9 protein-coding genes and 2 tRNA genes are annotated in these 13,868 nt (G+C 75.2%); 7 read left to right on the top strand and 4 right to left on the bottom strand.

Translation table 11 applies throughout. The features are described 5' to 3' along the window. Nucleotides 1–149 precede the first annotated feature (149 nt). Nucleotides 150–539, top strand: coding sequence for a DUF5958 family protein (locus tag IAG43_RS15290; RefSeq protein ID WP_187741275.1), 390 nt, complete (start codon nt 150–152; stop codon nt 537–539). Nucleotides 540–669: 130 nt separating this feature from the next. Here IAG43_RS15290 and IAG43_RS15285 read toward each other — a convergent pair whose 3' ends face one another. Beyond that, nucleotides 670–1,932: a COG1361 family protein gene (locus tag IAG43_RS15285; protein WP_246574359.1), complete on the bottom strand. Its 1,263-nt coding sequence runs from the start codon at nt 1,930–1,932 to the stop codon at nt 670–672. Nucleotides 1,933–2,177: 245 nt separating this feature from the next. Next, entirely contained in the window at nt 2,178–3,068 is an 891-nt protein-coding gene (locus IAG43_RS15280; protein WP_187741274.1) for a bifunctional DNA primase/polymerase, read from the bottom strand. Between the two features lie 720 nt (nt 3,069–3,788). On the opposite strand from IAG43_RS15280, the gene IAG43_RS15275 reads away from it, so the two are divergent. Beyond that, the gene (locus IAG43_RS15275; protein WP_187741273.1) at nt 3,789–4,346 is read left to right on the top strand and encodes a SigE family RNA polymerase sigma factor; all 558 of its coding nucleotides are present in this window, start codon (nt 3,789–3,791) and stop codon (nt 4,344–4,346) included. 256 nt (nt 4,347–4,602) lie between these two features. Continuing rightward, a complete protein-coding gene (locus IAG43_RS15270; RefSeq protein ID WP_187744481.1) occupies nt 4,603–6,249 on the top strand; it encodes a long-chain fatty acid--CoA ligase in 1,647 nt (548 codons plus the stop codon). Nucleotides 6,250–6,741: 492 nt separating this feature from the next. Here the strand turns inward: IAG43_RS15270 and IAG43_RS15265 are convergent, their stop codons facing one another. After that, entirely contained in the window at nt 6,742–10,572 is a 3,831-nt protein-coding gene (locus IAG43_RS15265) for a PAS domain-containing protein (RefSeq protein WP_187741272.1), read from the bottom strand. 167 nt (nt 10,573–10,739) lie between these two features. After that, entirely contained in the window at nt 10,740–11,216 is a 477-nt protein-coding gene (locus IAG43_RS15260; RefSeq protein WP_187741271.1) for an SSI family serine proteinase inhibitor, read from the bottom strand. 198 nt (nt 11,217–11,414) lie between these two features. Between IAG43_RS15260 and IAG43_RS15255 the strand changes: the two genes are divergently transcribed. From IAG43_RS15255 to IAG43_RS15240, 4 genes are all read left to right on the top strand, one after another. After that, nucleotides 11,415–11,505: transfer RNA gene (locus IAG43_RS15255), tRNA-Ser, on the top strand. Nucleotides 11,506–11,938: 433 nt separating this feature from the next. Further along, a tRNA-Arg gene (locus IAG43_RS15250) sits at nt 11,939–12,011 on the top strand. Between the two features lie 157 nt (nt 12,012–12,168). Further along, nucleotides 12,169–12,750, top strand: a complete 582-nt coding sequence (locus IAG43_RS15245) for a DinB family protein (protein ID WP_187741270.1) — start codon at nt 12,169–12,171, stop codon at nt 12,748–12,750. 23 nt (nt 12,751–12,773) lie between these two features. Beyond that, complete coding sequence (locus IAG43_RS15240) at nt 12,774–13,670, top strand: DUF2797 domain-containing protein (RefSeq protein WP_425508605.1); 897 nt, start codon at nt 12,774–12,776, stop codon at nt 13,668–13,670. The last annotated feature ends 198 nt before the right edge of the window (nt 13,671–13,868 follow it).

Raw genomic sequence — 13,868 nt, 5'->3', positions numbered from 1 at the left:
ACACCCACCGCTTGCACGTGAACGGCCTCCGACCGGGATTCCCAGTCGGAGGCCGTGTCCGTGTACGCGTCCGTGTCCGTGCCGTGCGGCCGGGCGCAGGCCTGTGCGTGCGGCGCGGGTTCGGCACAGAGCGTACGAAGGGGGTCGCCGTGCTCCATCCGAGCGAGGTGGTGGTGAACGAACTCGCCCAGGGCGCACGGACGATGGACGAGGGCGTCGCGTGGTTCGGCGGTCTGACGGAGGCCGGCCGGCGCGAGGTCCTGCACCACCTGGTGCTGTTCTGCCGGCAGGCCCGGGCGCGCGAGGAGGACGTGCCCGAGAGCATCAGGCGCTCGGGCATCCGGCCCACCCACACGCCCGCGGTGATGCTCGCGAAGTGGCGGTTCGGGATGGGATCCCTGCCGGCCCACGAACTGACGAAGTCGTTCCGGCTGCTCGTCGCCCTCTTCGCCATCGCCGACACCCGCCGGCGCACGCTGTACTGCGCCGGCGGGTGCGGTCACGAGTGGCACAACCTGCCGCCGCGGCAGGGAAGGTGAGCGGACGGCGCCGGGCCGCACACGGCCGCGGGGCCCGGCGGGTGCTCGCGGGCCCCGGGCACGGGTCGGTGGCCGCCCCGGCGGCGCCGCCGGGAGGCGGCCGCCGCGGATCCGGCGTGCTTCCGGAGGGTCAGACGGTCCTGCGGCGGCGGGCGACGAGGACGGCGCCGGCGCCGAGGGCGACGGCCGTGGCCGCCGCGGCCGTCAGCTGCGGCAGGGCGGAGGACGAACCGGTCGCCGCCAGCGTGCCGTTGGTGCCGCCCTGCGGGGTGACGGTGGTGGTCTGCGTGGTGGTGCCACCGGTCGACGGCGTCGGGGTCGGGGCGGGGCCGCCCGCGGCGAGCAGGTCGAAGCCGTACTCCGTCAGCAGGTTGCCGCCGCAGGAGCCGTCCGCGTTGTCGTAGTCGGCGGCGATGTAGGCGGTGCCCTCGCCGGCGGGGGCCTCGGCGCCGACGGTGAGGCGGAGTTTGACGTCCTCGGCGGCGCCGGGCTTCAGCGGGCCGACGGAGCCGGCGTAGGTGCCCTCGATGACCTCCGCCCAGTCCGAGGAGCCCTCCCCGGCCCACTCGAGCGTGAAGTGCTCGTCGACGATGTCGTAGTCCTCGCCGGTGGTGGCGTGGAAGAAGACGAACGGGTTGACGTCGTCGAGGGTCTTGCCGGTGCCGTTGGTGACGGTGACGGTGAAGTCGACCGAGGTGCCCGCGGTGATCTTCTCCGGCAGGCCCTTGGCGACGGAGGTCAGGTCGTCGTCGACGGCGCACTCCTGGTTCGCCAGGGCGTCGGCGAGCGCCTCGTCGGCGGCTTCCTTGTCCGCCAGGGCGTCGGCGAGCGCGACGGTGGCCAGGTGCAGTTCGCGGGCGGCGGCGACCCGGGCGTCCTCCAGCTTCGTAGCGGCCGCCCCGGCCTTCTCCTGGGCGGCGTCGGAGGCCGTGCCCGCCTCCGCGAGGTTCTTCTGCGCCTCCGCGACCTTCGCCTCGGCGGCCGCCTTCTCCTCGTCGGTGGCGGTCCCGGGCAGCTCGCGCAGAGCGGTCTCGGCGTCGGCGAGCGCGGTGCCGGCGGCCTCGACGGCCTTCTTGGCGGCCTCGGCCTCCTTGCGGGCGTCGGCGGCGGCGACGGCGAGCGGGTGGTCGTCCTTGGTGACCGCCTCGACGAGCTCGGTCGCGGTCGCCTTGCGCGCGAGGGCCGCGTCGTACGCCTTCCGCGCCTCCTCGGCGGCCTTGCGCAGCTCGTCGAGGGACGGGCTGTCGTCGTCCGCGGTCGTCGCGGCGTCGCGGACGGTGGTGCGGAGCTCTGCCGGGCCGGTCTCGGCGAGCGCCGTTCCGGCGGTGAACAGGACCGCCGGGGTGGTCACGGCGGCGACGACGGCGGTGGCGAGGATGCGGCGGAGTTTCACGAAGGCACCTTCTGGGTCCGGGCACAGAACAGCAGCGCGGTACGGGTCCGGAGCTGGTCGGGCCCCGGAAGGCAGCCGATGCGGCGTCAACTCACGCATGACTGCCGGGTGATCGTATGACCGGTTATGCGTGACGTGGAAGGTGATTGCCACGGCCCCGGTCGGGGCGGACCGGGCGCGTGGTGGACGAACCGGATGATCGGGTGCAGTTGCCTCTGATCGTGCGACGGCTTTTGTGATCCATGTCACGGGCGGGTGCGGGCCGTGAGCCGCGCCGCCGACGCGATGGTGGCCCTGGCCTCGTGCTCCGGGAGCCCGGCCACCACCGCGGCCCGGGTGAGCGCGTCGGCGAGCGCGTCGCCGAAGCCGTGCTCGTAGGCGCGGCAGGCGGCCCAGAACAGCCGGGTGTTGCGCTGCCCCGCCCGTGCGGCGAGGACGAACTGGACGAGGCCCTGCCCCTGTGCGGCGGTCGGTGGCGCGTGTCCGTCGCCGGAGCGCGGAGCGGCGTGCCGGGGGCGGGCGGGCGGTGCGATCAGACGCAGGAGCGCGGGCGGACAGGGCGCCGGAGGCAACCCCTCGGTGCCCGGGGCGGGGCGGTACGCGCCGTGGGCGGTGACGGATCCCGGTCCGACGAGATAGCCGCCGCTGCCGCGGACGTCGATGCCGGGGGCGAGCCGGCTCGCGGAGTTGGGGACGGTCACCCCGGGCGGGCCGGTCAGCCAGAGGTGGCGTCCGCCGCTCGGGGTGAGGACGGTGACGGTCTCCGGGACGGTGAACAGGTGCTCCAGGGCGAGCAGGCGCAGTTCGGCCGTCGAGTCGGTCTCCGCCCTGACGTCGAGGTCGATGCCGATCAGGCGGTGCGGGGAGCGGCCGCAGGCGATGCCGTAACCGGTGGCCCAGGGGGCCGCGGCGAAGAGGGCGCGGACGGCGGCGGGGTCGCAGGTGGCGTCGTGCACGCCGTGACCGGGCCTGCCGCACTCGCCGCGGCAGGCGAAGGGCTCGGGCTCGCCCCGGTGGGGGGAGCGCAGCGCCGGGAGCTTGTTGGCGGACAGCGGGATGACGGGGAGCCCGCGCTCGGCGGCGGTGAGCGCGTGGGCGAGGGCCAGGGTGGCGGTCTGCCGGGCGGTGATGGCCATGACTCCATTTTCGTACACGCGTTCGAAGAAGGGAAGGGGGTGTTCGGCCGGAGGGGGAGGTGGCGCAGATGGTGCCGGGGTTGCTCCCCGCGCGGAATCCGGAGGTTTACGGGGATGCGCTCACGCTTGCGAGCGAATCGCCCCGGCTCGTACGGTTCGCCGGGGTTTCGGTGGGCAGCTCTGATCCGCGACGTCGTGCACCGCACCCGGACCGGCCGGCCGGGAGACGGAGTTCCGTACCGCTTTCAGGGAGGCGACATGACCGGTATCCATCCCGCCCGTTCCGTCGCGGCAACGCGCCGCGCGCGGCTCGCGGCCTCGGCCCGGGCCGACAGCGGAGGGCCGCACTCCGCGCAGTGAGAACCGGCCCGAGGGGGTGAGGAGGGGCCGGGGGAGTCTGGACCGGCCCGAGGGGAGTGAGGGGGAACGGCGCCTGCCCGAAGGGGCGGAGAAGGCAGGGGCCGGGGGGATCGCGGAGGGGCGCGAGCGGCCCTGCCGGGGGTGCGGCGGCGCCCGCGGGCGGGGCCGGTTCCCGCGCCGGGCGGGTGCCGTGCGGGGGGCCGGGGGGCCCGGGGTGGGCGCCGGAGGGCGTCGGGGAGCGTCGGGGGCGGCCTCCACCTTCAGGAGGTGCGGCACCCCCGGGCCCTACAACCTGAGGGGGACACGGCTTCGGTCCCTGGGGCCGATCCCCCGCGGCGCTCCCGCTCCTAGCGTGGAGCCATGACCACGCCAGTCTGTACGTACGCCTCCCAGGCCGCCGCGCCCGTGCCGTCGTCGTACACGCGCTACACCTCCTTCTCCTCGTACGTACGGGCGCGGGGGCCCGTACTGCTGCGCACCGCACGGTCGCTCACCGCGAACCCGAGCGACGCGGAGGACCTGCTGCAGACCGCGCTCACCAAGACGTACGTCGCGTGGGACCGCATCGAGGACCACCGGGCACTCGACGGCTACGTGCGCCGCGCCCTGGTGAACACCCGCACGTCCCAGTGGCGCAAGCGGAAGGTGGACGAGTTCGCCTGCGACGAGCTGCCGGAACCGCGGGTGCTGCCGGTGGCCGATCCGGCGGACCACCGGGTGCTGCACGACGCGATGTGGCGTGCGGTGATGAAGCTGCCGGACCGGCAGCGGGCCATGGTGGTGCTGCGCTACTACGAGGACCTGAGTGAGGCCCAGACGGCCGAGGTGCTCGGGGTCTCGATCGGCACGGTCAAGAGTGCCGTCTCGCGGGCGCTCGGCAAGCTGCGCGAGGACCCGGAGCTGCTGCCGGTCCGCTGACGCCGTCGCGCCGCCCGGAGCGCACGGCCCGGAGCGCACGGCGCCGGGCGGCGCGGCGAGGCGTGCCCATCCGGAGGACGGGGCGCGGGGCGGGGCGAAGGGCCGGGCGAGGCGTGGGGCTGCGGGCGGGACGAAGGGCGATGTTCCGTGATGTGCGGGGATTCATTACCCCTGGGTAGTGACATACCGCTCGGTATGTGCGCAGAATCTTCCCACCTTGTCGCACCGTAGCGCCAGCGCCCACCGGGAGGACGCCGTGCTGAGCACCATGCAGGACGTACCGCTGACTGTGACCCGCATCCTTCAGCATGGGATGACGATCCACGGGAAGTCGCAGATCACCACCTGGACGGGAGAGCCCGAACCGCAGCGCCGCACGTTCGCCGAGGCGGGCCGCCGGGCGACGCAGCTGGCCAACGCCCTCCGGGACGAGCTCGGCATCGAAGGCGACGAGCGCGTCGCGACCCTGATGTGGAACAACGCCGAGCACGTCGAGGCGTACTTCGCGATCCCCTCCATGGGCGCCGTGCTGCACACGCTCAACCTCCGCCTGCCCGCGGAGCAGCTCGTGTGGATCGTCAACCACGCCGCCGACCGTGCCGTGATCGTCAACGGTTCGCTGCTGCCGCTGCTCGCGCCGCTCCTCCCGCACCTGCCGACGATCGGGCACATCGTCGTCTCCGGTCCGGGCGACCGCTCGCTGCTCGCCGACACCGAGGCGCAGGTGCACGAGTACGAGGAGCTGATCGCCGGCCGCCCGGAGACGTACGACTGGCCGGAGCTGGACGAGCGCAGCGCGGCCGCCATGTGCTACACCTCCGGCACCACGGGCGACCCGAAGGGCGTCGTCTACTCCCACCGCTCCATCTACCTGCACTCGATGCAGGTCAACATGGCCGAGTCGATGGGCCTGACGGACAGGGACACCACGCTCATCGTGGTGCCGCAGTTCCACGTGAACGCCTGGGGTCTGCCGCACGCCACCTTCATGACCGGCATCAACATGCTGATGCCGGATCGTTTCCTCCAGCCCGCTCCGCTCGCCGACATGATCGAGCGCGAGAGGCCGTCGCACGCCGCGGCCGTCCCGACCATCTGGCAGGGACTCCTCGCGGAGGTCGGCGCCAACCCCCGTGACCTCTCCTCGATGACGCAGGTGACCATCGGCGGCGCCGCGTGTCCGCCCTCCCTCATGGCTGCGTACGAGAAGCTCGGCGTGCGCCTCTGCCAGGCCTGGGGCATGACGGAGACCTCCCCGCTCGGCACCATGGCCCACCCGCCGGCCGGCCTGACCGAGGAGGAGGCGTGGCCGTACCGCGTCACCCAGGGCCGCTTCCCGAGCGGCGTGGAGGCCCGGCTGGTCGGACCCGCGGGCGAGTTCCTGGCGTGGGACGGCGAGTCCGCCGGTGAGCTGGAGGTGCGTGGCGCGTGGATCGCGGGCGCGTACTACGGAGGCGCGGGCGGCGAGGACTTCCGTCCCGCCGACAAGTTCAGCGAGGACGGCTGGCTGAAGACCGGCGACGTCGGCGTCATCAGCCCCGACGGCTATCTGACGCTGACCGACCGGGCGAAGGACGTCATCAAGTCCGGCGGTGAGTGGATCTCCAGCGTCGAGCTGGAGAACGCGCTGATGGCCCACCCGGAGGTCGCCGAGGCCGCCGTGGTCGCCGTCCCGGACGAGAAGTGGGGCGAGCGCCCGCTGGCGACTGTCGTGCTGAAGGAGGGCTCGACGGCCGACTACGAGACGCTCAGGGAGTTCCTGGCGGGGAAGATCGCCAAGTGGCAGCTCCCGGAGCGCTGGGCCGTGGTGCCCGCGGTGCCGAAGACGAGCGTCGGCAAGTTCGACAAGAAGGTGATCCGCCGGCAGTACGCGGACGGAGAGCTCGACGTCACCCAGCTCTGACGACGCGCGGCGGGGGCGTCGCCCGCTCCGACGGCGGCTCCCCGGGTGCGTCGCCCCTGCCCGCCAAGCGGAGGGCGGGCGGCGCGGCACAGGCGCTCGCAGGGACCGGCGGTCACGACCGCCGGTCCCTGCGGCATGTCCGGGGTGCGGGTGCGGGTGACGGCTGGTGCGCCGTCTCCGCGGCGGGCGGTGCCGGGACCCGGGCGAGGACCGTTCCGGCTGCCGGGACGACGGGACGCGGGGACGACGGGTCTGCTCCGGTCGGCCGGATCGGCTCGGCCGGTCCGCCGGGTTCCGCTTCCGGAGGTTGCCCTCCCGACGGATCGGGAGGGCACGAGGGGCCGTTGGCGTCGAGCCGGCGACGGCACTGCTCCTCCCACCGGGGACCCGGCTCGGGCCGCCGGGTCCCGTTGCCGTCGGGCGGGCCGCGGTGCGGCCGCCGCCGGGTCGACGGTGGTGCGGGTCGAGCCGGCGGAAGCCGTGCGGCTGCCGTCAGTTGGTGCCGATCTTCGCCAGCAGGTCGACGATGCGCGCCTGGACCTCGTCGCTCGTGGAGCGTTCCGCGAGGAAGAGCGCCGTCTCCCCCGAGGCGAGCCGCGGCAGCTCCGCCTGGTCGAGACCCGCCGACGTGTAGACGACCAGCGGAGTGCGGTTGAGCCGGCCGTTCGCCCGGAGCCAGTCGATGATGCCCGCCCGGCGGCGCCGTACCTGCATCAGGTCCATCACCACGAGGTTGGGGCGCATCTGGCCGGCCAGCGTGACGGCGTCCGCGTCGGCCGCCGCCCGCGCCACCTGCATCCCGCGCCGCTCCAGCGTCTCGGTCAGGGCGAGCGCGATCTCCTCGTGCTCCTCGATCAGCAGCACCCGGGAGGGATGCTGCTCGCTGTCGCGCGGCGCCAGCGCCTTGAGCAGCACCGCGGGGTCGGCCCCGTACGCGGCCTCCCGGGTCGCCTGCCCGAGCCCGGCCGTCACCAGCACCGGCACCTCGGCGGCGACGGCGGCCTGACGCAGCGACTGCAGCGCGGTCCGGGTGATCGGTCCGGTCAGCGGATCGACGAAGAGCGCCGCGGGGAACGCGGCGATCTGGGCGTCGACCTCCTCGCGCGAGTGCACGACCACGGGGCGGTAGCCCCGGTCGCTCAGCGCCTGCTGGGTGGAGACGTCCGGCGCGGGCCACACCAGGAGCCTGCGCGGATTGTCGAGCGGCTCGGGCGGCAGCTCGTCGTCCACGGGCCGCGGCAGCGGGCGGTTGGCGACCTCCACCGCTCCCCCGGGGCCGTCGAGCGGCTGCGGGCCCTCGGCGCCGTCGTCGGGCGCCCCTATGGCGTAGGCACGTCCCTCCGAGCGGTCCACCGGCATCCGGGAGGCGCCTGGTGCCGGTGCGGCGGGCTTCGCCGGTGCCGGCACGGGCGCCGGCGCGGACTGCGGCTGGGGCCGCTCCGCGGCCTCGGGCAGCTCGCTGTCCGGGCGGGTGCCCAGCTTGCGGCGGCGGCCCGAACCGAGCGACTGGTTCTGCTGCTGGGTGAGGTGCTGGGCGAAGGGCACGCCCTGGCCGAGGGTGCGCACGCTGAAGGCGCGCCCCTGGGTCGAGTCGGCCGCGGGCTCCTCGGCGGGCAGCGGCTGGGCCACCCTGGCCGGGGGGACGCGCACCGCTCCGGTGCCGGTGTCCCGGCCCGCCGGTGTCCCGGCCGCGGGAGTGGCGTGAGCGTCGCCCGGCGAGGCGTCGGCAGGGGGAGCGGTGGCCGGTCCGGGGGCGTCCGCCGCCGGGGTCCGGGCCGTGCCCCGGGCAGGGGTGTCCTGTGCGGGAATCCCCTCCGCGGGCGTCTCCTCCGCCGGGGCGGCGGCCCGCCGCCTGCCGGTGGGCGCGGGGTGCTGCTGCGGCGGTGTGTGCTGCTGCTGGGGGCCGGTGACCTCGGGCACCGCGTCATGGCGTTCGGCGTCGTGCCGCTCGGCGTCACGGCGTTCGGCGTCATGGAGTCCGGCGGCGTGCCGTTCCGCGGTGTGCTGTTCCGCCTCGGGCACGGCGGCCGGGGCCGGCACCCGGTCGGCCTCCGCGGGCGGGAGCGCGAACGGGCTGCTGCGGACCGGCGCCTCGGGCTCGGGACGCGGCGCGGCCGCGAGCGCGCGCCGGGCCCGGCGTCCGGCGGGCTGCTGGGCAGCCGTCCCCTCGGGAGCCGCGGCCGCGAGCTCGGGCAGACGGCCCCGGGCCGGTTCCACCTCGCGCCGTGCGCGGCGCCCGGACGGCGGTCCCGCCAGCCCGTGCGCGTCGACCGGCACGCCCTGCGGCGGGACGGTCTCGCCGAACGCCGCCCGGCCGCCGGCGCCCTCGGCCGCGGTCACCACGGCGCCTTCGGCCGCCTGCGGCGTGCCGGGCTGCTCGGCGGGGCTGGGGCGGCCGCGACGGCGGCCGGTGCCGCCGTCCGTGCCGCCCTCCGGGCGGTCGGACACCTCGCGGGCGTCCTGCGCCGGGACCGGCTCCGCGTCCGGACGGCTCGCGCGGCGCCGCCCGGTCGGCTCCGCCGCCACCGGGTCCTCGGCCGCGACCGGGCTCTCCAGGAAGGCGTCGGTCGACGAGCGGCGCGCCCGGCGGCGTCCGCCGCCCAGAGACGGGGAACCGCCCGCCTGCTGGGCGGGCAGGGCGGGTGCGGTCTCCGGGGCCGGTGCGGGCGGCACGGTTCCGGAGCCCTCGCCGAGCGGCACCTCCAGGACGTAGGCGCTGCCGCCGGTCCCGGGCACCTCATGGGTCTGGAGCACGCCGCCGTGGGCCCGGACGATGCCGCGCACGATCGGTGCGTGCACCGGGTCGCCGCCGGAGAACGGCCCGCGGACCTCGATCCGCACCACGTCGCCGCGCTGGGCCGCGGCGACCACGATCGTGGAGTCCACGTACCCGCCGCCGGGGACCACGCGTGCCTTGCCGGTGGAGTCGACCCCGGCGACGTCGGCGACCAGGTGCGCGAGCGCGGTCGCCAGCCGGGCCCCGTCGACCTCGGCCTCTATCGGGGGAGCGTGCACCGCGAACTGGACGCGTCCGGGGCCGATCAGCTCGACGGCGCCCTCGACGCCGGCGGCGACGATCCCGTCGAGCAGGACGTTCGCCTTGACGAGACGTTCGGTGCCGGTGTCCAGACGCTGGTAGCCGAGCACATTGTCGACAAGTGTCGTCATCCGGGCGTATCCGGCGGCGAGATGGTGCAGGATCTGGTTCGCCTCGGGCCACAGCTGCCCGGCGGGGTCCGCCGCCAGGGCGCCCAGTTCGGAGCGGAGTTCCTCCAGCGGGCCGCGGAGCGAGTCGCCGAGCACGGCGGTCAGCTGGGCGTGCCGCGCGCTCAGCTCCTCGAAGCGTTCCGCGCCGGCCTCCAGCTCGGCCGCGTACCGCTCGGTCCGGTCGGCCAGCTCCGCCTCGTGCTTCTCCGCCGCCGCCGCGAGCTCGGCCGTGAGCCGCTCGGTCGTCCCGGCGAGTTCGGCGCCCAGCCGTTCCTCGGTCGCCGCGAGCTCGGCCGCGTGCTGCTCGGTCTGCTCGTCGAACGGCCGCCGGTCGGTGAAGGTCATCACCGCGCCGACCAGCTGGTCGCCGTCGCGGACCGGGGCGGTCGTCAGGTCGACGGGCACCCTGGCGCCGCTCTTCGACCAGAGGACCTGACCGCGCACGCGGTGCTTGCGCCCGGACTTGAGCGTGTCCGCGAGCGGCGACTCCTCGTACGGGAACGGCTCGCCGTCCGCCCGGGAGTGCAGGATCAGCGGGTGCAGCTCCTGGCCGCCGAGGTCGCTGGCGCGGAATCCGAGGATCTGCGCGGCGGCCGGGTTGACGAGGACGACCCGGCCGTCGGTGTCGGTGCCGACCACGCCCTCGGCCGCGGCGCGCAGGATCATCTCGGTCTGCCGCTGCGAACGGGCCAGCTCCGCCTCGGTGTCGACGGTCCCCGTCAGGTCCCGCACGACCAGCATCAGCAACTCGTCGCCGGTGTATCCGCCGGCCGAGTCGTACGCCTCCCGCCCGTCCAGGCTCGCGCTCGTCACCTCGACCGGGAACTCGCTGCCGTCGGTGCGGCGCGCGATCATCCGGGCGGGCTTGGTGCGCCCGCGGGTGTCCGACGAGCCGGGACGGCGCATGGACCCGGGGATCAGCCGGGAGTCGAAGCCCGGCACCAGGTCGAGCAGGCCCCGCCCCACCAGCGCCGTGCCCGGCGCCTCGAAGAGATCGAGGGCGATGCTGTTGGCGTTGACGACCGTGCCGTTGGCGTTGACGAGCACGAGCCCGTCCGGAAGGGCGTCGAGTATGGCTGCGAGGCGAGCAGCGCCTCGGGATGGCCTGCTGCTCACGACGAACGTCCTCCCTGACCTACTGCGTATTGCGGACGGCCGGTCCCATCTTGCCCCTCGGGCCACGGCCTGTCACTGAGGGAGTCTAAGCGCAGCGGGGTGCGCTCAGACGGTGGATGAGGGGGAGCTCTCACCAAGGTTGTGTGCGGACGGCGTACGCCCCGCGCCTATGACCTGGTGTCGGGCAGTACCGGCTCCAGTGCCTGCCACCGCGAGATCTCGCAGCCGTCGGACCGGTCGAACACGGCGTCGACCGGGCGTCCCCGCCAGGTCCCGGTGACCCGGGCGGTGGCCGGCCCGCCGAACTGCTGGGTGCACATCTGCCCCTCGGGCACCGGCGCGAACGGGTCGGCCCCCTCGCGTGCGAAGGCGTCGAGCCGCTCGCAGGCCGACACCGCCGAGGGGTGGGTCCCGCCGGCCGGTCCGCATTCCAGCTCGTATCTGCCGTCCGTCCGGGTGTTCCCGGTCTGCGAGACCACGAGGCTCAGCCGGTCGGGGCCGTCCTCGGGCGTGTCGTCGGCCGGCACGAGGACGGGGAGCGGCAGCGGCACGGGCAGCGGCGGAGTGATCGCGACCGCGGCGGGCACGGCGGCGGCGAGCGCGGCGGCGGACACGGTGGCGGTGAGGACGAGACGGCGCAGCATGGGGGACTCCTGACGATCACGGGAGATGCCGGGGACCTTGGCCCCGGCATCTCTAACGCTGCGCACGCCCCGGCGTTGCGCAACCGCAAGTGCTTTGCCCTGCGGGGCCGGCGCCTAGTACCGTGGACGGCGATTGGTGGCGAGCCGCAGGGCTGTGTCATCATCTGCACGCACCATCCGCGCTCGCGCGGGTGTGCTGGAGGCGTCGCCTAGTCCGGTCTATGGCGCCGCACTGCTAATGCGGTTTGGGCCTTAAAGCCCATCGAGGGTTCAAATCCCTCCGCCTCCGCCGTCAGATCACCGAAGCCCCGGCCCTCCGGCCGGGGCTTCGGTCGTTCCCCGGCGTACGTGGCGTACGTGGCGAACGGGCCCGGGCCCGTTCCGTCCGCGCTGGTGCCCGCCGGGGGCTGGTGCCGCGCTGTTGCTCCGCCGTCGCCGCTCGCTCCGTCAGGTTGGCCGCGGCCCCGGTGCCTTCCGCCGCAGCTTCCGCCGCCCGCGCGCCGCCGCGTCCCGTGTGCTGTGCCCGTGTGCTGTGCCCGTGTGCTGCCTGTGGGCCGTCCCGCAGGTTGTCCGCCTGGTCCCCCGCGGCGGGGACGACAAGCCGCCGTTCGGGTGTTTGTGCAGGTCAGGCGGGGTGTGGTTAACGGATTTCGCGTGACGGCGCAGGTCATGTAATGTTGTTCCCGCAACGCCGACCAGGCAGAAAAGCCCGGGAAGCACAAGCACTCGTAGCTTAACGGATAGAGCATCTGACTACGGATCAGAAGGTTGCAGGTTCGAATCCTGCCGAGTGCACAGCAGGCGAGAGGCCCCGGACGAGAGTCCGGGGCCTCTCGCGTTGTCGGGTCCCGTGCTCTTCCCGGGCGGTGTCGGTGGCGGGGCGTACCGTGCCTCGCGAGTGGCCGGGCGTGGGGCGCGCCCTGGCACGGGACGCGGAAGGCCGGAGGCGATCGTGGTGGATCTGAAGGACGAGCTGCACCGCAAGCTGCATGAGGCGCGGGCCGGGCTGCTGTCGCGGCTCGACGGGCTGGGCGAGTACGACCTGCGCCGGCCGCTGACGCCGAGCGGCACGAGTCTGCTCGGGCTGGTGAAGCATCTGGCGGGCGTGGAGTACGCCTATCTCGGCGAGGCGTTCGGGCGGCCGGCGCCGGAGAAGATGGCGTGGATCGAGGACGGGTCGGTCTGGGACGGCGCGGACATGTGGGCCAGGGCGGACGAGTCGAGCGAGTACCTGATCGGGCTGTACCGGCGTGCCTGCGCCCACGGCGACCGCACCATCGGGGAGCTGGAGCTGGACTCGCCCGGCTCGGTGGCCCACTGGCCCGAGGAGCGCCGCGGGACCACGCTCGGCGTGCTGCTCGTCCGGATGGTGGCGGAGACCGCGCAGCACGCGGGTCACGCCGACATCGTGCGCGAACTCGTCGACGGGAAGGGCGGATCAGACCGGGAGGCCCAGGGCGACGACGAGCACTGGCGGGAGTACGTCGCGGGGATCCGGGCCGCTGCCGACGCGTACGCCCCCGGCGAGGGGTGAGCGGCGGGCGGACGGCTGCGCCGGTGGGTTCCCCGGGGAAGGCGGCGGACGCCGTGTGGCGGTGCGAGGGTTCGGCCTGGCCGGAGGACGGGCCGGGTGCCGTGCTGCGCTGGGAGGGCGGGCGGGTGAGCCCGCTGACCGCCGGACGGGAGATCGGCTTCCGGGCGCTGGGCGTGCGGCGCTGCGTCGGCGCCAGGGGCAACGCCTGCCCCCTCGCGGCCCCGGTCTCCGGGCGGACGACGCAGGCGCGCTGCGCCGAGTGCGCCCGTCTGGACCGGGCCCACTCGGTGGCCGCCGACACGATGCCCGACGATCCGCGGCCCTACCGGGTGTACCTGGCCTGGTTCGGGCCGGGCCTGGTGAAGGTCGGGATCACCGGCGAGGCGCGCGGGGCGGCGCGGCTGCGGGAGCAGGGGGCGGTGGCGTACAGCTGGCTGGGGCGTGGGCCGCTGATGGCCGCCCGGCGGACGGAGGAACTGCTGCGGGCCGCGCTCGGGGTGCCCGACCGGATTCCGTACGACGCCAAGCGGGCCGTACGGGCGGACCTGCCGCAGCGCGCGGACCGTGCGGCCGAGGTGGCCGCCCTGCACGCGCGGGCCGCGGCCCTGCCGGGCTGGGCGGAGACGCTGGAGCGGCTGGAGTGCCGGGTCGTGGACCACGCGGGCGTGTTCGGGCTCGACGGGCTGCCGCCGGCGACGGCGGTGGTGCGGGAGCTGGTGGACGGCGGGGCGGTCGGGGGGCGGCTGGTGGCCGCGGCCGGGCCCGACCTCCATCTGCGGACGCCGGACGGCGGGGTCGTGGTGGTGGACACCCGGCTGCTGACCGGCTGGTCGCTGGTCCGGGCGGGTGCGGACGCCGGGGCCGGGGTGCCGGTGCGGGCGCTGCCCGCCGTCCGGGCGGAGCAGGGCGGGCTCTTCTGAGGGCGGCCGGCCGCCCGGCAGGGCGGGGCCCGTTGCGGGGGCGGCGACGGTGCGGCCGTGACGGGCCGCGGCGGGCGGGGAGGTGCCTCCCGGAGGCGGCCCGCACCCGGGGGTGGACAGCGGACGGGGCGGGGCCGGAGGGTGATCGTCATGTGCATCCGATCAGGGGCGGGCAGCGGCCCGCCGTGTGACGTCCGG

Origin of the sequence: Streptomyces genisteinicus (genome assembly GCF_014489615.1) — a bacterium.
In the GTDB taxonomy this organism is placed as follows: domain Bacteria; phylum Actinomycetota; class Actinomycetes; order Streptomycetales; family Streptomycetaceae; genus Streptomyces; species Streptomyces genisteinicus.
The sequence above is the reverse complement of the archived record's forward strand: the minus strand, read 5'-3'. Positions and strand labels throughout refer to the sequence as shown.

Excerpts from the sequence above, each read along its gene's own strand:
- IAG43_RS15260 (WP_187741271.1), bottom strand. The coding sequence starts at position 11,216 with ATGCTGCGCCGTCTCGTCCTCACCGCCACCGTGTCCGCCGCCGCGCTC.
- IAG43_RS15280 (WP_187741274.1), bottom strand. The coding sequence starts at position 3,068 with ATGGCCATCACCGCCCGGCAGACCGCCACCCTGGCCCTCGCCCACGCG.
- IAG43_RS15275 (WP_187741273.1), top strand. The coding sequence starts at position 3,789 with ATGACCACGCCAGTCTGTACGTACGCCTCCCAGGCCGCCGCGCCCGTG.